20 protein-coding genes are annotated in these 19,567 nt (G+C 34.1%); 2 read left to right on the top strand and 18 right to left on the bottom strand.

Features of this window, described 5'->3' with window-relative positions; translation table 11 throughout:
• Window positions 1-29 precede the first annotated feature (29 nt).
• The 4 genes from BFJ97_RS24805 to BFJ97_RS16135 form a co-directional block, all read right to left on the bottom strand.
• Window positions 30-173: a hypothetical protein gene (locus BFJ97_RS24805; protein WP_175401780.1), complete on the bottom strand. Its 144-nt coding sequence runs from the start codon at window positions 171-173 to the stop codon at window positions 30-32.
• Between the two features lie 474 nt (window positions 174-647).
• Window positions 648-1,541, bottom strand: a complete 894-nt coding sequence (locus BFJ97_RS16125; protein ID WP_068985675.1) for a hypothetical protein — start codon at window positions 1,539-1,541, stop codon at window positions 648-650.
• A 42-nt stretch (window positions 1,542-1,583) separates the two neighbouring features.
• On the bottom strand, window positions 1,584-2,627 hold the full coding sequence (locus BFJ97_RS16130; RefSeq protein WP_068985676.1) for a DmpA family aminopeptidase: 1,044 nt from the start codon (window positions 2,625-2,627) through the stop codon (window positions 1,584-1,586).
• Between the two features lies 1 nt (window position 2,628).
• Window positions 2,629-3,327, bottom strand: coding sequence for an aspartate/glutamate racemase family protein (locus tag BFJ97_RS16135; protein WP_068985677.1), 699 nt, complete (start codon window positions 3,325-3,327; stop codon window positions 2,629-2,631).
• A 301-nt stretch (window positions 3,328-3,628) separates the two neighbouring features.
• Here BFJ97_RS16135 and BFJ97_RS16140 point away from each other — a divergent pair, with 301 nt between their 5' ends.
• Window positions 3,629-5,023, top strand: a complete 1,395-nt coding sequence (locus tag BFJ97_RS16140; RefSeq protein ID WP_068985678.1) for an alanine/glycine:cation symporter family protein — start codon at window positions 3,629-3,631, stop codon at window positions 5,021-5,023.
• 56 nt (window positions 5,024-5,079) lie between these two features.
• On the opposite strand, the gene BFJ97_RS16145 is transcribed toward BFJ97_RS16140, so the two are convergent.
• From BFJ97_RS16145 to BFJ97_RS16175, 7 genes are all read right to left on the bottom strand, one after another.
• A complete protein-coding gene (locus BFJ97_RS16145; protein ID WP_068985679.1) occupies window positions 5,080-7,041 on the bottom strand; it encodes a methyl-accepting chemotaxis protein in 1,962 nt (653 codons plus the stop codon).
• 637 nt (window positions 7,042-7,678) lie between these two features.
• A complete protein-coding gene (locus BFJ97_RS16150) occupies window positions 7,679-9,640 on the bottom strand; it encodes a methyl-accepting chemotaxis protein (protein ID WP_068985680.1) in 1,962 nt (653 codons plus the stop codon).
• A gap of 432 nt (window positions 9,641-10,072) precedes the next feature.
• Window positions 10,073-10,609, bottom strand: a complete 537-nt coding sequence (locus BFJ97_RS16155) for a DUF1572 family protein (protein ID WP_068985681.1) — start codon at window positions 10,607-10,609, stop codon at window positions 10,073-10,075.
• A gap of 337 nt (window positions 10,610-10,946) precedes the next feature.
• Window positions 10,947-11,366, bottom strand: coding sequence for an SMI1/KNR4 family protein (locus tag BFJ97_RS16160; RefSeq protein WP_068985682.1), 420 nt, complete (start codon window positions 11,364-11,366; stop codon window positions 10,947-10,949).
• Window positions 11,367-11,454: 88 nt separating this feature from the next.
• On the bottom strand, window positions 11,455-12,213 hold the full coding sequence (locus BFJ97_RS16165; protein WP_254660192.1) for a DUF1963 domain-containing protein: 759 nt from the start codon (window positions 12,211-12,213) through the stop codon (window positions 11,455-11,457).
• A gap of 25 nt (window positions 12,214-12,238) precedes the next feature.
• Window positions 12,239-12,616 carry a hypothetical protein gene (locus tag BFJ97_RS16170; protein WP_068985683.1) on the bottom strand — a complete coding sequence of 126 codons (378 nt, stop codon included), beginning with the start codon at window positions 12,614-12,616 and terminating at the stop codon, window positions 12,239-12,241.
• A gap of 105 nt (window positions 12,617-12,721) precedes the next feature.
• Window positions 12,722-13,576: a hypothetical protein gene (locus BFJ97_RS16175; RefSeq protein ID WP_068985684.1), complete on the bottom strand. Its 855-nt coding sequence runs from the start codon at window positions 13,574-13,576 to the stop codon at window positions 12,722-12,724.
• A gap of 223 nt (window positions 13,577-13,799) precedes the next feature.
• Here BFJ97_RS16175 and BFJ97_RS25280 point away from each other — a divergent pair, with 223 nt between their 5' ends.
• A complete protein-coding gene (locus BFJ97_RS25280) occupies window positions 13,800-14,039 on the top strand; it encodes an ABC transporter substrate-binding protein (RefSeq protein WP_254660195.1) in 240 nt (79 codons plus the stop codon).
• 123 nt (window positions 14,040-14,162) lie between these two features.
• On the opposite strand, the gene BFJ97_RS16185 is transcribed toward BFJ97_RS25280, so the two are convergent.
• The 7 genes from BFJ97_RS16185 to BFJ97_RS16215 form a co-directional block, all read right to left on the bottom strand.
• Window positions 14,163-14,552, bottom strand: a complete 390-nt coding sequence (locus BFJ97_RS16185; RefSeq protein WP_175401781.1) for an immunity 22 family protein — start codon at window positions 14,550-14,552, stop codon at window positions 14,163-14,165.
• A 270-nt stretch (window positions 14,553-14,822) separates the two neighbouring features.
• Window positions 14,823-15,038, bottom strand: coding sequence for a bacteriocin immunity protein (locus BFJ97_RS16190; RefSeq protein ID WP_254660193.1), 216 nt, complete (start codon window positions 15,036-15,038; stop codon window positions 14,823-14,825).
• 249 nt (window positions 15,039-15,287) lie between these two features.
• Window positions 15,288-16,061 carry a macro domain-containing protein gene (locus tag BFJ97_RS23785; protein WP_083227077.1) on the bottom strand — a complete coding sequence of 258 codons (774 nt, stop codon included), beginning with the start codon at window positions 16,059-16,061 and terminating at the stop codon, window positions 15,288-15,290.
• 60 nt (window positions 16,062-16,121) lie between these two features.
• Window positions 16,122-16,661 (bottom strand): SMI1/KNR4 family protein, encoded by a 540-nt coding sequence (locus tag BFJ97_RS16200; RefSeq protein WP_068985686.1) that lies wholly within the window; start codon window positions 16,659-16,661, stop codon window positions 16,122-16,124.
• 194 nt (window positions 16,662-16,855) lie between these two features.
• A complete protein-coding gene (locus tag BFJ97_RS16205) occupies window positions 16,856-17,455 on the bottom strand; it encodes a hypothetical protein (protein ID WP_068985687.1) in 600 nt (199 codons plus the stop codon).
• Window positions 17,456-17,855: 400 nt separating this feature from the next.
• Complete coding sequence (locus tag BFJ97_RS16210) at window positions 17,856-18,422, bottom strand: SMI1/KNR4 family protein (RefSeq protein ID WP_068985688.1); 567 nt, start codon at window positions 18,420-18,422, stop codon at window positions 17,856-17,858.
• Window positions 18,423-18,879: 457 nt separating this feature from the next.
• Window positions 18,880-19,233, bottom strand: coding sequence for an immunity 51 family protein (locus tag BFJ97_RS16215; protein ID WP_068985689.1), 354 nt, complete (start codon window positions 19,231-19,233; stop codon window positions 18,880-18,882).
• Between the last annotated feature and the right edge of the window lie 334 nt (window positions 19,234-19,567).

Here is a 19,567-nt window from a genome sequence, read left to right on the forward strand (position 1 = left end):
ATAAAAGAATCACACGGTAGTATACCTTTTTATTCCAATAACTCTTTTTTCTTGAAGATTTGTATGGACGAGATGAGAACGACAATGATACTAGCAATAGTTGTAATAAATGCTAGCAAGAAACTAGAATCTAGTTCCCCTGACAACAAGACTTGTCCTGTGTGCTCAGCCATCGTAGCCGGACTCCATTTCATATACTTTCCTAGAATGGATGTAACCGTCGAAATGGCAAAGACCACAAAAATTGTAACAAAAGCGACACTGCCATTTCCTTTCATTATCGTACTAAAAAAGAGCGTCAATGTAACAACAAAAACTAACCATATGCTGTAGATCACTACACTTTGAAAAATGCGCTCAAAAGCGACTGTTTCAATGAGTAAACTCGTATAATACCAAGAAGCTACATATCCGATAAACAATGAAATGAGTGTAATTGTAAGTATGTCTTCATTAACTAACCCGCCCGTTCGTGGAATAAGAAAAAATCCTGCTTTGATACAGGATTCATGATCAATCTTTTTTATAAAACTCCAGTTGTTGATGTTATTCAGATAGAAGATCCCCTTCTTTACTTAGATTAAAAAACTCCATTTTGATATTAACTATAACGAAGGCAAACACTCCTATTTATTCCATCAAACAGGCTAACTAGATAATATTTTTATTAATATTTCCCGTACTAATGATGACGTTTCATTCACAGAAGAGCGGATATGGCATTGGACAATTTTTTCATCAAAACTAAACCAAACCCATCTTGCAGGATATTTTGTTTCTTGAACTCCATAATATACTTCAATTTTTCTAGTTTTATATGAAATTTTCAATAACCTAAATCTCCATTTTTGACGAGTTCCAATGTTTCTTCCTAAAACTTTTGGTAAATCTTGCTCTAAAGTATGCGGTGCTATTGAAATCCAACAGCCATCTGTAAGGTTTTCTTTTTGTCGATATAGTAATTGAACTTCATTCGTTTCTTTTCCAATCCCAACAGAATCTAGCTTATAATCTAATAATGTCTCTGAGAAAATATTATTCAAATCAATTGTTTCTGGTTTAAACCATTTTACTCTAGTTACTTCATCTTCTCCCCATTTTCCTTGATCATATCTAGCTGTATAACTTACGGTAGCAAATGATTTTTTGGACAAATCAGGGTTGATGCTTTTTAAACTTGAAAGATATGCAATGAACTCATCATCCGTCACATCTCCATCAAAAACGGATATCTCCACAGTTGTAAATCCTACAGAATAGCTTAAAGCCTTATTATTTTTGTAATCCACGCCAATAAAGCCAACCCTATTATTTATTATAAAAGGGCGGCCTTGCTCAATTAGATTGGTATCTGCATAAATAAAAGGGAATGCCCAATCATAAAAAAATTGTTTTACTCGAATAATTCCATTCTGAAGTTTTGCATAGAAGTAAATTGAACTACGATGATCTTTTGTTTCTGTACGCAATGAAAAATTATAGCTATTTTGCATTTGTTTATCATTCGGTAATAAAGGGCTAAAATTAATATGCTCTGCCATTTCATCTAATAATTTATCTGTAATGATATTTTCACATCCCTATTAAAATTGATAAGCTTCAACCTTATGTCCATTTCGACCAATTGTAGTCTGCGCTTGTGATAGTGAATTTACAATGGCTTCCTCAGTTGCTTCTGCAGCTGCTGCAAATAATTGATTCATGATAAGATGATCCTCTCGTAGCTGCGTGCGTGTTTCGACAAGCTGATCAGATGTATGGGCAATACGATGTGCTGTTGTGAAACCAATAACAATATCTCCACTACCATGTGAAAAATGACTGCCAGTACGCCCTAGTCCAATACCACAGCGTTTAATGACCCGTGTTAGTTGACGACTGCTAAGTGGCGCATCTGTGGCAAGTATAATGATAATGGAGCCATCTGTAGGTGATATTGTCGATTCATGTTGATCTTTTGAAACAAGATATCGATGTGCTAAAAACTCTGAGCTATGCCCGAAATTACTAAGGACCATACATCCTATCGTATAGTTCGTTGATTCATGTGTCACAAGTCGGGAAGATGAGCCAATTCCACCTTTGTAGCCAAAGCACATCATCCCTTTACCTGCCCCAACTGCTCCTTCCTCTGCAGTTTCATTTGACGCCTTACGAATCGCCTCATTCGCATGCTCTGGTGTGACAGGACATTCTCGAATGGAATTTAAAAAGCTATCATTACATTCCCCAACAACAATATTAATCGTTCCTGTCGATTGACCTATCTCACTATTCGTATCGAGCATATATTGCAGCGTCCCCTGTGTTACAGCTGGAACAGCAAATGTATTCGTTAGCATAATGGGTGATTCAATAACCCCGAGTTCATTCACCTGCACAAGCCCTGTCGTTTTACCAAAGCCATTTAAGACATAGCTTGCAGCCGTAACCTTGTGCTGAAACAAATTGCCCTCATGTGGCAAAATTGCTGTTACGCCTGTGCATGCATAAGCACCTTCTTGATTAATTTTCTCATCAAGCGTTACATGGCCTACACGCACTCCAGCTACATCGGTAATACAATTTTTCTCACCCGTCGATAACGTTCCGATGAAGATTCCCTTTTCTCGTACTTTTCCCGGCATGTTACTCCCCCTTACGAATCGCCTTATTTACGGCAGCTCGTGCATGTATCGCAGTTGTATCAAAAACAGGTACGTGAACATCTTCCTGCTTAATGAGTAATCCAATCTCTGTACAGCCTAGTATAATTCCTTGTGCTCCTGAATTGACAAGATCCTCAATGACCTGCACATAATATTCTTTCGATGTTGTCTCAATTTGACCCAAGCATAATTCTTCATAGATGATACGATTGATCTCCGTACGCTCCTCAGTCTGCGGCACAAGGACATCAATGCCAAATCCTTCTATTCTAGCTTTATAGAAATCCTGCTCCATCGTATACTTTGTCCCAAGAAGAGCAATTTTTTGTAAACCAGCCTCCGTGATTTGATGTGCTGTGGCGTCTGCTATATGTAGAATTGGGATTGAAATCTTCTCCTGAATGATATCAATAACCTTATGCATCGTATTAGTGCAGATAATAATAAAATCTGCCCCTGCTTTCTCTAAAGATCGCGCCGCTTCGCCAAGTACTTGTCCAGCCTTATCCCAATCTCCCCTTGCCTGATCATGCTCGATTTCTTGAAAATCAACACTATACAAAATACATTTTGCTGAATGCAAGCCTCCTAGTTGTCGTTTTACTTCTTCATTCATAAGCCGGTAATACTCCGCAGAAGACTCCCAACTCATTCCACCAATCATGCCAATCGTATCCATAAAATCTCCTCCTTTTACTCTACTATTAATTTACCTTAAATAAGAGAATTTTCAAAATTTAACTTTATATTGGATAAGGGGAATTATTTGATTGAAACTAATTTAGCAGAGAACTTTATGGAAATTTATTCAAAATAAATGTTTATAATATCCTAAAATGGATATTATAATAGTAAAAATATTTCAAAAAAACAAACAATAAGTGAACAAAACATATTTTTAATAATTTTTATTTTCTAAAAGTTGCTTTTTTATAAAAAAAAAGTGTAGACTAAAACGAGTTGTGAAAGGAGGAAAGCTGATGGAATGGATATCGAATATTGTAAATGATATGAATAATATTTTATGGACATATATCCTTATTGCATTGTTATTAGTTGCAGGATTATATTTTTCATTTGGCACAAAGTTTGTACAAATTCGTCTTTTTCCTGAAATGTTCCGTTTAATAGTTGAAAAAAGAGAAGGGGAGTCAGGTGTTTCCCCGTTCCAAGCTTTTACGATTAGCGCAGCCTCACGTGTAGGTACTGGAAATATTACAGGTGTTGCATTAGCAATCGGAGTAGGTGGACCTGGAGCTGTATTTTGGATGTGGATGATTGCCATATTAGGAATGGCGACTGCCTTTATTGAAAGTACACTTGCACAGGTGTACAAGGTCAAGGATGGCGATACGTTTCGTGGTGGACCAGCCTATTATATGGAAAAAGCGTTAGGTCAACGAAAATTAGGAATCATTTTTAGTATTCTTTTAACGTTAAGTTTTGGCTTTATTTTTAACGCTGTACAATCTAATACGATTGCTACTTCTGTAGGTGAAGCATTTGATATAAAACCTGCAGTCATTGGGATTATTCTCGTTGTGTTAACGGCTTTGATTATTTTTGGTGGCGTACATAGAATTGTAAAAGTTACGCAAGTACTTGTACCTGTAATGGCTGTTTTCTATTTAGCTGTGGCATTTTACGTTGTCGTGACGAATCTATCTGAAATTCCTGCTGTTTTCGAGCTGATTATCACTCAAGCGTTTGGTCTTCAGGAAGCTGCAGGTGGCGCGATTGGTGCTGCAATTAGTCAAGGTGTTCGACGTGGCCTATTCTCCAATGAGGCTGGGATGGGTAGTGTGCCTAACGCTGCCGCTACAGCTAATACTTCACACCCTGCTAAGCAAGGGCTTGTGCAAAGTTTAGGGGTCTTTTTTGATACAATCATGATTTGTTCAGCAACAGCGTTTATCATTATTTTAGCGGATCTATATAATACTGGTGAAAGTAATGGAATTATTCTTACACAAAATTCCTTAGCTGTACATGTAGGTGATTGGGCTCCTTACTTTATTGCTATTGCTATTATTTTCTTTGCATTTAGTTCCATTGTCGGAAATTACTATTACGGTGAATCTAACATAGAGTTTATCAATGCTCATAAAGGTTGGATGTTCGGCTACCGTATTTTAGTGCTTGCTATGGTGATGTTTGGTTCTGTCGCGCAAGTACAACTTGTCTGGAACTTAGCAGATCTGTTCATGGGACTAATGGCTTTGATCAATATTGCCATCATCATGTTACTTGGCAAAATAGCGTTCCTTGTTTTAGACGACTTTACAGAGCAACGGAATGCAGGCAAAAACCCTGTATTTTATGCAAAATCAATTCCAACATTGAAAAATACCGATTGTTGGGAAGAAGATCGATAATGATACAAAAACGCCATCCTCAAAAGAGGAATGGCGTTTTTTTACGTTAGATTCTTTTAATATTTAAATTGACTAACTAGTTGTTTTAGCTCATCTGCCATATGTGCTAGAGCTTGTGCTGAAGCATTGATTTCTTCCATCGAAGCTAATTGTTCCTCTGTAGATGCCGCTACATCCTCGGAAGCAGCTGCATTGCCTTTTGCTGAGAAAGCTAAATCCTCCGTCACAGCTGTCACTTCTTGTACACTCGCTGACATTTGCTCAGAAGCGGAAGACACCTCTTCCATCCTTGGTGTAATTTCATTCATGCTTGTCATAATTACTTGGAACTTAGCAATCGCTTCATCTGTTACTCGTAAACCATTTTGAACATCATCTGAAACTTTTGCCATAATGTTGACAGATTGTTCTGTTTCTGTTTGGATTCCACGAATGAGCTCGAAAATTTGTTTGGCAGATTCCTGAGATTGCTCCGCCAACTTTCTTACTTCATCGGCTACCACAGCAAAGCCTTTTCCATGCTCCCCTGCTCTTGCTGCCTCAATCGCTGCATTCAGAGCCAGTAAGTTTGTTTGATCTGCAATGCTTGTAATAACATCTAAAATGGACGTAATTTGCTGTGAGCGTTCATGTAATGTCTGAATTTTCGTATTTGAATCCGTTACTGATGAATGGATCGATTGCATTTGATTCTTCGTCTCTTGTACTACCTGTCCACCTTCATTTGCTTGTAGCGTCGCGTGCTGTGAAAGATCCGTCACAGCAGAAGAGAGGTCCGCGATATGCATAATTGCCTTTGAAAGTTCATGTAACGATTCTGCATTCTTATTAGCACTCGTCGTTTGCGTGTCTGCACTCGTCGCAACATCTTGAATCGAAATCGCAACCTTCTCTGTGGCAATGCTCGTTTGATTGGCATTGGCTGTAAGCTCCTCTGCCGACGATGCTACCTCCTCAGCATTTTGTTCTATTTTTTGAATTAAAGTTCTTAAACTGTCTTGCATCTCGTTAAAGGCTTCGCCGAGCTGTCCAATCTCATCTTTAGAGGTAATTGTCACTTTCTCAGTTAAATCACCTTTACTAATGGTTACGGCACTATCCTTAAGCAATCTAATTGGTTTTATAATTCCCTTCATGACAAAATAAAACACAATCGTACTTATGACAATCGCAATAATTAGCACGATTAACGTGTGTTTTAAAATGGATGATGCTGATTTATCAATTTCCTTCGAAAAAATTGTGCCAGTAATTTTCCAATTCGTTAATTCATTTGTAGTAAAGAACATAATGCGGTCATTACCGTCAAAGACATATTCATACGTGCCAGATTTGCTTTCATACATCTTATCTGCGAAGCTCTCTGTTAATTCGCTACCTGCTTCTAAAGTAGGATGTGAGATAACCAGTTTATTTTCATCAAAAATAGAAGGATATCCATTTTTTCCAATTTTAATTGAGCTTGCGGTTTTTTGAAGCTCTCCTAATTTTAAATCAACTGCTACTACCCCAGATTTATCCTTTAGCTGACGAGCCACTGTTACAACCATCTCTCCAGTAAATGCATCAATATAAGGATTCGTAATTAAAGTTTCACCCTTTAAAGCAGTAGCCTTTTTATACCATTCCCTTTCTAAAACGTTGTAATCCTTAAGATCCATTTTTGGTTCTAGAAATAATGCTCCCTCATTTGTTCCAAGATAAATACTTAAAACATTTGGATTCATCTTCATATATTGTTGAAAATTCGTTAAAATTGCTGCGCCATTCTGTTTATACTTAGAAGACTCTATTTCCTCGCTAAAAACATTAATGTCGTTTATTTTTTCACTAATGGTTTTATCAATAGTTGAATTTAACATAGTTACACTTTCATTTGCACTAAATAATATTTCTTCTTTTATCGAATTTTTCGCCGAAAGATACGAAAAACTCCCAACACTAATAACTGGAACTAGCAAGATAAGAGCAAATAATGTATAAAGCTTGCCCTTAAAGCTTCCAAATAATTTTTTCATGCATCAGTTCTCCTTTTGTCTCAATTAGTTCTTAAGATATGTATTTTTGTATTCTATTTTACTGGCACTATACTCAATGATTTAGACTCAGAAAGAATGCCGCTTCCCTTCTCTACTCACAACCTACCCTTCTTTTATCGATGAAATTTCACCCTAGACTTTTATCGGAAGAAATAATTCATTTCAAACCCCTTTTTTCATTTTTTTGTTTAACTAACATAAATATTTCGCACTTTTTCATCGTCTAACTAAACAACATAGTATATCTCTTTAGATATGATGATTGCTGTCGCTTCGCTTTCGTCCAGAAAACATAAAAATGGGAAGAAAAAAAAGGTGCCATCTATCGACCAATGAAAAATCGATATAGAACCTGTTTTGGATTCTAGAAGGCCCATTTGCGTTTCACCCTATTTTCTGTCCATGGATCATCAAAAATTGAAAACGAAATGGGCTTTGCATTGATGGTATTAAATCTCCACAAATACACTGACATCATTAACAGAGAAATAAGGTAAAGAAAATAAAATGACTTGGTCAAACAAGAAAAAAGAGAAATCGATACTGTTCGATTTCTCTTTTTCTTTCATATCAGCTAGTTATGTCTTAGCCTCGTTTATTCGTATGTCTTATTCTCCTAATATTTAAATTGACTAATTAGCTGTTTTAACTCATCTGCCATATGTGCTAGAGCTTGTGCTGAAGCATTAATTTCTTCCATCGAAGCTAATTGTTCCTCTGTAGACGCCGCTACGTCCTCTGAAGCAGCTGAATTTCCTTTCGCTGAGAATGCCAAATCCTCCGTAATAGCTGCTACCTCTTGTACACCCGCTGACATTTCTTCAGAGGCAGAGGATACCTCTTCCATTTGAGGAGTAATTTTATCCATGCTTGCCTTAATCACTTGGAATTTCGAGATCGCTTCATCAGATACATGTAGACCATTTTGAACATCCTCTGTTACTTTAGCCATGATGTTGACAGATTGTTCTGTTTCTATCTGTATGCCATGGATTAGTTCAAAAATTTGTTTAGCAGATTCCTGTGATTGCTCCGCCAACTTTCTTACTTCATCGGCTACCACTGCAAAGCCTTTTCCATGCTCCCCTGCTCTTGCCGCCTCAATCGCTGCATTCAGAGCCAGTAAGTTTGTTTGATCTGCAATGCTTGTAATGACATCTAAAATGGACGTAATTTGCTGTGAGCGTTCGTGTAATGTTTGAATTTTAATGTTTGAATCTGTTACTGATAAATGGATCGATTGCATTTGATTCTTTGTATCTTGTACTGCCTTTCCACCTTCATCCGCTTGTAACGTCGCGTGCTGCGAAAGATCCGTCACAGTAGAAGAGATTTCCGCTATATGAAGAATGGCCTTAGACAGTTCATGTAAAGATTCTGCATTCTTGTTGGCACTCATCGTTTGCGTGTCTGCACTCGTCGCAACATCTTGAATCGAAATCGCAACCTTCTCTGTGGCAATGCTCGTGTGATTGGCATTGGCTGTAAGCTCCTCTGCCGACGATGCTACCTCCTCAGCATTTTGTTCTATTTTTTGAATAAGCGTTCTTAAACTGTCTTGCATATCGTTAAAGGCTTCGCCAAGCTGTCCAATCTCATCTTTAGAGGTAATTGTCACTTTCTCTGTTAAATCACCTTTACTAATAGTAACAGCACTATCCTTTAGTGATTGAATCGGTTTTATGATACTCTTCATGACAAAGTAAATAACAATGGAACTTATGACAATCGCAGCAATTAGGACAAGCAACGTAGTATATAAAATCGGAGATGCTGATTTATCAATTTCCTCCGCAAAAATCGTTCCTGTAAGTTTCCAATTCGTCAATTCATTCGTTGCAAAGAACAGAATACGGTCATCACCGTCAAAGACATATTCATACGTGCCAGATTCACTTTCGTACATCTTATCGATGAAGTTGTCTTTTAATTCCGTACCTACTTCTAAAGTAGGATGTGAAATGACCATTCTATTTTTATCAAAAATAGAAGGATATCCATTTTTTCCGATACTAATTGAATCTGCGACTTTTTGAATATCTGTTAATTTAATATCAATAGCCACTACGCCAGATTGATCTTTTACTTGGCGAGCTATGGTAACGACCATATCTCCAGTTCCTGCATCAACATAAGGATTTGTTATTAAAGTTTCGCCCTTTAAAGCCGTAGCCTCTTTATACCAATCTCTTTCTAAAACATTGTAATCCGCGCTATTCGATTGTGGTTCTAAAATTACTTCTCCATCATTCGTTCCAATATAAACGCTTAAAACATTTGGATTCATCTCCATATATTCATGGAATTCTCTTAATATTGCAGCCTTCTTCTGTTCATACATAGAAGCATCTATTTCATCGCCAAGAACCTTAATGTCGTTTACTTTTTCACTTATGGTTTTATCGATAACCGTATTTAACATATTGACACTTTCATTTGCACTAAATAATATTTCTTCTTTTATCGAATCTTTTGCTGAAAGATACGCAATACTTCCAACAGTAATAACTGGAACTAACAAGATAAGAGCAAATAATGTGTAAAGCTTGCCCTTAAAACTTCCAAATAATTTTTTCATGCAACATTTCCCCTCTTGTCTACATTAATTCTTAAGATGTGTGTTTTTGTATAAATTTGTGTTTTCTTTTACTTGCACTATACTCGATGATAAAAACTCGAAAAGAATGCCGCTTCCCTACCCTTCTTTTATCGGACGAAATAGATAAATTCAAACCTATTTTTTCATTTTTTTGATCTTCGAATCATAATTTTTCTATTTTCGTTCTTCTGTCATGAAACTAAACATAGAACCCCTATGTATCATACTTTAGCCATGATGCAAAGGGGTTCTATTTATCTAAATCGTTTCCTATAAGTCAATCGCCATTTTTGCCAAATCTGTAGAGGCTCTGTATCAGACGCCACCAGTAACCTCAATGTATCAACTTTATTTTGCATAGAAGACAAATCAGCAAAAAATCGTAGCAACCCATGTGCTACGATTTTCTTATTATTGGTGATGTTTTTTTATCATTGACTCTGTAAAAGCCTGAGATTGTCCCCTTGCAATACTTAAAGTTTGCCACTCTGTGCCCTTTAGTTGCTTAGCAATATACACGATCTGTCCAACATGCAGTGAGTAATGGGACATTTGTCTTTCAATAGCATCTATCACGGAATGCTGTTCTCCCCTTATCGTTACAAACCCTTGTAAATCAGCTTCCGTTAATCCTTGTAAAGCATGTAAAAATACTTGCCAGCCCTGTTCCCATACTGTCATGATCTCTTCTTTTGTTTGCAGGCTATCAGTAAATTCATCATCACGATTTCTAGTTGCTTTTTCACCATCCGTCGTCAAAAAGTCTGTCCATCTCGATATCATATTTCCACTAACATGTTTTACAATAACGGCAATGCTATTGGATTCTTCATTAATAGCCCAGTGCAGTTGTTCATTATCCAATTGTGAGAGTGTTTGATCCCCTAACTCTTTCACACTTTTAAATCTTTTTTGAACAATTTCTAAATAAGTCTCCCCAATGTTCATACGTAAACGCCCCCTCATTTCATGAAATAAAAGTTCACTAGAATCATTATATCTATAAATAAGTTCAATAATTATATCTGTTTTCTTGACCTTCTGCTATATATCGTCTTCTTTATTTTCGAAGGGAAAGAAACGTTAAAATCTTTTTCTATTATTCACTGTATTACTCCTGAACGATTAAATATCAGAAAAAAAGACAACTAACACCAATATTAAGGAAAAATCAACTCCTCTATTATTTCCATTACAGCCTCTCATTTTTCGTTAATCCCATTTAATGGTAATCACTGTCCGTATCATATGTAATCATCTCATTCTGACCTTGATACCTCACGGACTAATCCTGCTGAAAGTATTCAGGATCTTCGATGATCTTCAATAAAAATTCTTCAAGAGAGTTTGCAATCTTCTTTTCGTTATCATAGACAGCATTTTGTTCTCCATCTGTTAATTCAATTAAAAAAGGTACTGATTCCCATCCAATAAAGAAGACTAATTTATTTTCTTCATCGTAGTTAGGGTAAGCATCAAAAAAACCTTGTCTTAATCGAAAATCTCTAATGTATGCTGGACTTAACACACAATTTTCGTCTAGTGCATCCTCGCCAATAAAAGACCCATAACCGATTTCCGTGAAAAAAAGCTTTAATTCTTTTGGAAAAACAATGCCTAGTTCATCTTCCACTTGTTCAACTTCACCACTTTTTATTGGGCCAAACTGAAAACGAGGATTATCTTTAATATATGAAAACTTCATTGAGCATTCCTACTTTTAAATAAATTATTATTATCTTCCCATTCATTTTCAGATTATTATTTCACCTGGTGTGTTGAAAGTCATTTTTCTATGTACATTGTGTAAAAAAAACACCTGCATCATGATCATAATTTTTATTTATAAACAAATATCCGATCGAGTCACTTAGGCTAAATAAATCATGAAATCCTTCAGGAAAATCACCGCCATAAATTTGTAGACAAAATTGATAATCATCCAAACCCAAGTTTTCTATTTGTAACAGAGATGGTATATTGCCAATCAATGAACCGCAGTAAATCTCTATTTCATCCAAATCTTCATCATCTACCGCTTCTAAATCTAAATTCAATTCCTCCCCCAAAATGAACTCTTGTGCTGGTATTAAGTAATCTGATTCATTTCGAATATCACCAGCTTCGTGTAATAAAACTTTTATAAATCCATTTTTTATGTTTTTTAATTCTTCTTTATCTCCATGAAAAGTAATTAAATCTAAAAAATAATCATCTTTTTTATACGTAGTAAAAACGGAAAGCACGTGTTCTTGTGGTAAGTTCAAATTCAGCGTTTTATTAAGAAAATTCGTTGGTAGACTTAATACAAGTGTTAATTTATCGCCATTTGGATTTAATGGCCAATCAATATTTTCAGGCAAAAAGCTATATCCGCCAAGTCGAGGTTTAATAGATTCATTTTCAACATCTTTAAAAATAATTTCAACTGACATTTTTTCGACACCATCCTTATATTCTACATTTTTTACTTTCGGATTCTTGCCTAAGTTCTTTTGCACTATTTGCTGATGCTCCAGTAATGCCTTTTTGCTAATATATTTACCTTGCATATGTTTTGAGTCTACGATAACTTTTCTATTTTAACGAATCTAGTAAGGTGCAATATTCTTTTCTTTTTGGATTATTTTCATCATTACAAAGACGTTCTAATAAATAAATCGTATATTCTTTAGGTTTACGTTGTAATGATTTTACTAATATATCCTCATAACCATTGTGATAAAACTTTTCTAAAAAACTACCCAATGGCCCTGGACCACCAAAATCAATATCGGGGCTTCTTTCAACTAATAAGAATATAGGCTCTACAAAATCAAATACATTACCTAACTCTTCAATCTCATCGATTATTTCATATGCTGGGTCTATGAATAAATATTTATCTTTTTTCTGATCAGCTAGTGCTATTAATTTTTCTAATTCATAAATATAATCCTCAACTTCATTCACCATAAACTTCCACCTCGTAATTGGCCTTGTATTGTTTTTTATAAATCTTTTGCCTCTTACTTCCTTTATATCAAATAAGTATTTGGAACATGTTAAAATCTTTTTGGCTTAGCTCTTGTTTTTTAGGAGATTGTTTATAGTGTCTCTTTTATGAGAGTAATGCCTCTTCTCTGGATGAAAAGAAACCGCTTTTAATGTCGGACATTCTAGTAATGGCGTTAAGTCCCCTGATTTACAGTTCCAAAAGTTAATGGTCTCTAATGCACTCATGGTTTTTACAAACTCCAATGATGCTAGATCAGAAATCAACAATTTTTTTATCGAGCCATTATCATTCAAAAAAGAATAATCCATTAGGTTTTTGCAACCTTCTACATGTAACCACTCTAGTCTACTTAATTTGGAAATGCTATTTGCTTCAGATAGGTAATTGTTTTTAGCCAACCAGCAAGTTTCAAGGTTTTCTAATTCTTCAACACCTTCAAGTGATTCCAGTTTTTTAGACCCACTTAGTCGTAGATAAACCAATTCTTTTAATGTTCTCAACTCATGACAATTTTGTTTTGAATATCCAAAAATATAAAGACTTTTTAAATTTGTAAGTGTTTCTAAGTTTTCATAACAACTATTAAAGAGATAAAGTTTTTCTAGTTGTTTTAATCGTGAAAAATCAATAGGGATTTGCAAGGATACCCTAAAATCAAGCATATTCACCAAAGAGTAAAGAGCTTCCATATTGGCAACACTTTTTAATTTAAAATCGTTGTCAATCGCCAGATGTTTAATAAATTTCTTATCCTTTAAAGGTGCAAGATCTAAATCACACTTAAAATCAACATCATCAACAAATGCACTAATATTAATCGATTCAAACCGCTCTTCTTCTGCAACACGGACTCCTTCTTCTAAATACCTTGGATCTATTTCAATTACACTGTCATTAAAATGATATTTTCTCATCATGGGCATCCTCTCACTGACATTTTTTTAACGCCATCTCCATGGCTCTTATTGTCGAATATAAATTTCATGTACTCAGCATATTTCCTCGCTTAATGGCGGTTTGCGTATCTGCAAAAGATATCCGAGTTTATGGGATGGAGCGTCCATTAGGTCTGATTTTATTTGAAGATTTAGGATTTACACCTGCACCTGTATCGAAGCAATCGATAAAAACTGGGAAAACATTTCAAAAGAAGTACTACCTGACTACAATCCGGATACGATGTTCGTTTTAGTATCTTCCGTGTATGAAGGTAGTCAGCAAGTCTTTGATGAATTACAAAACGACCCTATTTGGCAAAGTTTAAAAGCTGTTCAAAATAATCAAGTAATCGTTATTGAAGAAAACCCTTGGTTAGACTATTCTGCTTATGGTAATAAATTAGCATTAGAAAAATTAGAAGAAATTTTATTAGCCAAATAATTTAAAGTATAAACAATCTACTATACTTCCTTTACTGATAGAAACCCTTTTGTGAATGACAAAAGGGTTTCTTTTTTGTGAGATCGCTAATGAAAACAAAAATGAAACGTATTTTTTGATGTCTTAGATAGTTGTCTCAAATCCACCTAAGTAAACTAAACCATTAAATAACTTATCAGAGTCAGTTATTTTTAAATCTACATCTGTGTAGAAGAACATGGCATTTACATTTTCAATCCCTTTTCCAACGCAGATAGAGTTGATTTCTAATAACGTCTCCTTAGAAACGGGTATTTCTTCTAATGCTTCTTCAACACTTATTAAATGATCAATCTTATAAACACCTATCATGTCCTCATCGTACCATTCTGTTTTGATATCAACACAAAATTGACACGCCTCATATTCAGGGTCGTCCATTTCTACATCAGTATTGTAGTCCAATTCAAAATATTTCTCGAATGTTTCATCATCAGATTCATTGATTCCTAGCCATATATGAACTTTAGACATATCCATTTCTATTTTTACAACTCACTCTCATAAGTTTTTTATGATGAATTTATAAAATTCGATATAAGGATCTGGCAACTTTTTTTCTAGAGCTTTTTCTAACTTAACAAAATCATCCTCTAACACTGCTCGTTTATGATATCTATTAATGAATTTTATTTTTCTCATAATGTTCTCCTAATACTTACGCATTTAAAATATGATTTGGGCTGTTGGTAATTTACAGCCACTTCCCTAACTTAAATCACGATAACGTTTGTCAGATAGTTATTATAGTCGGACGGGTTTATAGCCGAAAGCTTTATCAACCACTTCCTCAGGGAGTAAATTATCATAAAAAATGTAATTAACAGCTTCTGGATCAATTACGTTATCAAGAAATTCTTCTAATAACTGGTCATCCTCCGCCTCGGTCTTAATTTCAGCATTCATTATTCGAGTTACCAGCACGATAAGCTCTTCTCTATTCAATTTTCTCTCAGCCATTATTAACTCCTTTGTCATACTTATTTTCTACAATAATGATAAACAGGAGATAAAATCCCTTTATTTTACAAATCAATAAACTATCTATGTAAAAACTCCACCCACTACATGTAATGATGGTCGATGAGGTAGAATTTATCGAATTTTTCCGCTAAAAATTTAGTTAATTATTACTAAAATACAAAAAATAAATCATCATAATCCCTTTTAATTGTTCATTACCACTATCCTACTCTTTATTTACTGTTTTCATAATTCAAGAACACTACATTTAATTTTATAATAAATCAATTCTTCATTTATTATTTTTTCAATCTCTGTCCAGTCCCCACCTGCTAATCCTGAACCAATTTTGGGCATCTGTATCGATAATCTATTTTTTAATGAAAATCTTGCAACTTTTTTTAAACATACACGAAGTGCATCATAATCAATATAAGTTGTACTATCTTTGTAATTTTTCCTTACACCTTTTTGTGCAAGCATATTGGCAATAAAGGTATTTTTCTGTTGCCCAAGACATACAAACTGAACTTCTCCTAACCTAAATGCATCTTTGTCTTTAGACCATGTTAAATATTCCTTCTTTGCAACAGGGAATTGCTTTGATAGAGATAGAACAAAACCTTTTCCCCATAATCCTAATATGTTAACAACATGTATGATTAGTGTATTTTCTTCTATGGGAAGAGAAGCATCACCTTTTAAGTAGTTTATTTGAGACTTGTTAACAGGAACTAATATAGCCTTCTTCCACTTACTTTCAAATCCTACTCTAGTAATAGGTACACTATCGCTTAAATCTAAACTATCAACATGTCCATCGTACAATAAAAATCCAATATTTTCGTTCCAATCTTTCAACGATGAAGAAATATACATATCGTTATTGATTATGTTAATTTGCCTAGTTGCAATTCCATTTTCAAATTCTGTAAATAATTGTCCATTACCTTTTGCAAAATCAACATTATTACATTTGTAGTATATTAAGCTACTCTCGCATTCTACATACTGTTTCACTGATATTTAGCCCCTTTTAACTTTCAACAGATCTGATCTTCCTTTACAAGAATGTATCTTTCAAAATAATTGAAAAGGGGATGTTTTTGAAAGTCCTTTTTTAATCTTTTCAATTTCTTCAATGGCTTTTTGTTTCCAATGCTCCTTTAATCTAAAATGTTCATCATAAAAATTTTTGTTATGAAGTTGAGAAATTAAATCAGCTAACTCGAACCACTCAAATATATTCATTGACATATTCAACATATTTTCAGGACTAAAATCCTCAAGATCATGATCATAAAAAAATATAGTTGGCGGTGATTTAATATCATCAAGATCAATTATCCAAAAATCACCTCTACCAGTTTCGGCGAATATCCAATGGCTTTCTTTAAATTCACTAAAATCTTCGTGATACTCTTTATTATAGTTTCTTGCTTTTTCATAAGATAAAAAAACGTGATCTGCCTCAATTTTATTTTCGGCAAGTTTCTCATATAAGAATAAACAATCCTCCCTCGTAAACTCACTAATATTAGGAATTCTATTTCGATGTACTAAGCTATCAATAATTTCATCAAAGTTTCTTTTCTTTATTATGACAATCACTTCTTTCACAACTAAATTCTTATGATGCGATTAGATTTTCGTATTTCAATATAAAAGAAAAACATATAAAAAAATTGTCCCAAATGAGGATAATAATCACTTATACCATATAATACCATTCGAATACAAAAAAACACATATAAAGAAAGACTTATGTCGTCTTCTATATATGTTACTGTTTTGTTCTAATCAAAAAGGTAGTATCATTCAGTCCTTCGATTTTCAGGATCAACTACAAAATTATACTCATCGATACGCTTTGTAAAATCAAAGCTTGGTAGTTTTTCAGTAGCACTAAAATTAAAAATATAGCCAAACTCTATATTAGATTTCACATGTTCCCCACAGTAACCTGTTATTCTAACTGAGTAATTGTTCTTTGACATCTGCACACTGCTACAATTGTCGTAACTATTATCTTTTATACCTTCATAATGTAAGTAATAATTTTTATCCCAATCAATTATAGCCGAGATATCCGAGATAATAAGATTTCCACTAGAAATGTGTAGAGGAAAAGGATTTGTAATAAAGATGTGATTTTCTTCAGGTATCAAAGCATTGCCCTGTTCAGGATTAATTATTATTTGATAGTAATCATCAAGTTCAGGAATCTCGTAAATCGGAATAATGCAACCTTGAGAAATAACCTCCTGGCCTATTTTTTCATTGTTACTAAAGAATTTTAACAAATCGGTTTCAACAATGTTATTTTTCTCTAAGAAGTTATTTAAAGTTAAAGGATCGAACATTACTAACCCGGGAGCAAATAACATCAATTTTAATTTTTTTACTTCTTCCATAACTTACACCCCCCACAATTTTTAAACTCCTTATTTACTATTACGATCATTTTTGACATACAACTCATACAACTTTAGGCTGTTTTGCAGTCCCTTCTGGTGGCAATTTGACCTTTGAAAGATCTAGTCTTTTAGGAGGTCTCAAATTTAGTTTCTTATTTAAAAATTATTATTATTAATGAAAATTGCATAAAATAGCTTTTTTTCTGTGTGTGGAGCGACAGTGTTTCAATTCAACAATGAGCCACAAATACCCTAATATCAAGACTTCCAGCTATTTTCGTTTCTCGTATTTAAAAAATCTAGTATCGGATGAAGCTGAGTAGTAAATACAAAAAAACATGTAAAACAGCTTCTTAATATGTGTATTAAATAACATTATCTCTGTTGCTATTTGAACTTAAAGTTTTAAATAACGGAAATTAAAATCAATACCATCGCCATCCAGCAAATTTGCTTTATACTCTATTTCTTCCTTAGAACAATCAAAAGTAACTTCTGTGTACAATTTTTGGATATCAATCATTTCATTTAATAAATAGTCATTGAAATCTTTATATACTTTAGCTCTTTTAATGGGATCATGAGAAAACAAATATACCTGCCCAGTGTCCCTTTTAAAGCAAATAGGATCATTGCTAGGACTTTCAGAAAAAATAATATATTCATCTGTTTCTTCCTGTTTAAACCAAAGAGAATTTGTCAATACTTCCCACTCATCAATTTTTTTAAGGTTGTACATGAAATCAGAACTTTCAATACCACCAAAATTTAAGAAATAGTCTTTTATTTGAGACGGAATAATCCAATCTAGATAGTACTCTGTCTTTTGAAAAATTTTTTCCCTTTCTAATGAAATTACTTCTACATCATGATCCTCAAGAAAGGATGACAGCTTTTCAATCCAATTGTCTTCCCCTATCTGTCTAATTGGTAATATTGGCTCTCTATTTATTTTCTCCGACATAATGTTCCACCTCCTCATTCGTTTCTTTCTCCTATAGTCGTCCGGATGATAAATTTTATGATATTTTGACTGATCTTTCTCCCTAATTCATAGATTTATTGCCGTTTTAAATTTAATTTTAATAAGGGAATAATACGAAACTGGTTACAACTCTATATATCAACTCTTCTAGGACAATTATCCATGAAAATCAATTTTTAAATCTATACTAGTAGATCAGTAACAAAGTTAAAAAACGGCAATAAACCATAATTCATGGATTTATTGCCGTTTTAAATCAAACTTCAAATCATTTGAAGAATATAAAGATTTGTTGCAAGTATTAAATATTTTAGAACTCTAAGACAAGTTATCTCTCATGCTACCTCTACTGAAATGAATATAAATTTATCTATTTCTACTGGCGTATAATCCTCTTGGTACCAATAATTCGCCTGAGAGAATTTTAATATTAAATTCAGTCCAATTCGGCCCGAGAAAATAAATCCTTGATGGTAGAATCATCTTCACATGTATTTTTAAATGAAATAGCAAACTTCTCTAATGCTTTTTTATCAGAAGAATATGCACAAAACATATCGGCTTCGGGATCAAAATTGACAATACTTTTTAATTCGGGCATTTTTTCTTCAAGAAAAACTATTGCCAAAGAATTCCAATCATAGCCATTCCCTTCAAATCCCTCATCCGATCGCGTATCAAAAAGCTCGTGCTTATAGTCACCAACATTTAAACACAAGGACGCAGAACCTCCATCATGATCCACCCAAAAAAACGGAGCTATTTTCTGTTTATCATCTATAATATTCATCTTAATCCTCCTGCAAAATAAAATTTTTTTACACATCGTAACGTCACGCTATCACTGAATACATGGTACATTCTCATAACACTTTAAATTACATGATTACCCAGTTCAATTTACAGCATGCTTTCTAGCTCTGCAGCTTCGTTACCCTCTGGTGCTGCACTAAACATTTTCATAATTTCATCCAATTTTTATTATATCTTACTTTTTAGATTCTTCACATATTTTTATCTATAAAATCTATTAATTTACAAAAATCTCCCTAAGAGTATTCAAGATGCCCTCTTCAATTGCCCTGTTAGTTCAATGGGCTTGTTGGCTCGCTGATCATTAGTAT

Origin of the sequence: Lysinibacillus xylanilyticus (assembly GCF_001708185.1) — a bacterium.
Taxonomy (GTDB): domain Bacteria; phylum Bacillota; class Bacilli; order Bacillales_A; family Planococcaceae; genus Lysinibacillus; species Lysinibacillus xylanilyticus_A.

Coding starts and splice junctions, on each gene's coding strand:
- BFJ97_RS24805 (WP_175401780.1), bottom strand. CDS start 173: ATGGCTGAGCACACAGGACAAGTCTTGTTGTCAGGGGAACTAGATTCT.
- BFJ97_RS16130 (WP_068985676.1), bottom strand. CDS start 2,627: ATGCCGGGAAAAGTACGAGAAAAGGGAATCTTCATCGGAACGTTATCG.
- BFJ97_RS16135 (WP_068985677.1), bottom strand. CDS start 3,327: ATGGATACGATTGGCATGATTGGTGGAATGAGTTGGGAGTCTTCTGCG.
- BFJ97_RS16145 (WP_068985679.1), bottom strand. CDS start 7,041: ATGAAAAAATTATTTGGAAGCTTTAAGGGCAAGCTTTATACATTATTT.
- BFJ97_RS16215 (WP_068985689.1), bottom strand. CDS start 19,233: ATGAATATTATAGATGATAAACAGAAAATAGCTCCGTTTTTTTGGGTG.
- BFJ97_RS16185 (WP_175401781.1), bottom strand. CDS start 14,552: ATGTCTAAAGTTCATATATGGCTAGGAATCAATGAATCTGATGATGAA.
- BFJ97_RS16125 (WP_068985675.1), bottom strand. CDS start 1,541: ATGGCAGAGCATATTAATTTTAGCCCTTTATTACCGAATGATAAACAA.
- BFJ97_RS16175 (WP_068985684.1), bottom strand. CDS start 13,576: ATGATGAGAAAATATCATTTTAATGACAGTGTAATTGAAATAGATCCA.
- BFJ97_RS16160 (WP_068985682.1), bottom strand. CDS start 11,366: ATGAAGTTTTCATATATTAAAGATAATCCTCGTTTTCAGTTTGGCCCA.
- BFJ97_RS16205 (WP_068985687.1), bottom strand. CDS start 17,455: ATGGAAGAAGTAAAAAAATTAAAATTGATGTTATTTGCTCCCGGGTTA.
- BFJ97_RS16210 (WP_068985688.1), bottom strand. CDS start 18,422: ATGTCGGAGAAAATAAATAGAGAGCCAATATTACCAATTAGACAGATA.
- BFJ97_RS16170 (WP_068985683.1), bottom strand. CDS start 12,616: ATGGTGAATGAAGTTGAGGATTATATTTATGAATTAGAAAAATTAATA.
- BFJ97_RS16140 (WP_068985678.1), top strand. CDS start 3,629: ATGGAATGGATATCGAATATTGTAAATGATATGAATAATATTTTATGG.
- BFJ97_RS16165 (WP_254660192.1), bottom strand. CDS start 12,213: ATGCAAGGTAAATATATTAGCAAAAAGGCATTACTGGAGCATCAGCAA.
- BFJ97_RS16150 (WP_068985680.1), bottom strand. CDS start 9,640: ATGAAAAAATTATTTGGAAGTTTTAAGGGCAAGCTTTACACATTATTT.
- BFJ97_RS16190 (WP_254660193.1), bottom strand. CDS start 15,038: ATGGCTGAGAGAAAATTGAATAGAGAAGAGCTTATCGTGCTGGTAACT.
- BFJ97_RS16155 (WP_068985681.1), bottom strand. CDS start 10,609: ATGAACATTGGGGAGACTTATTTAGAAATTGTTCAAAAAAGATTTAAA.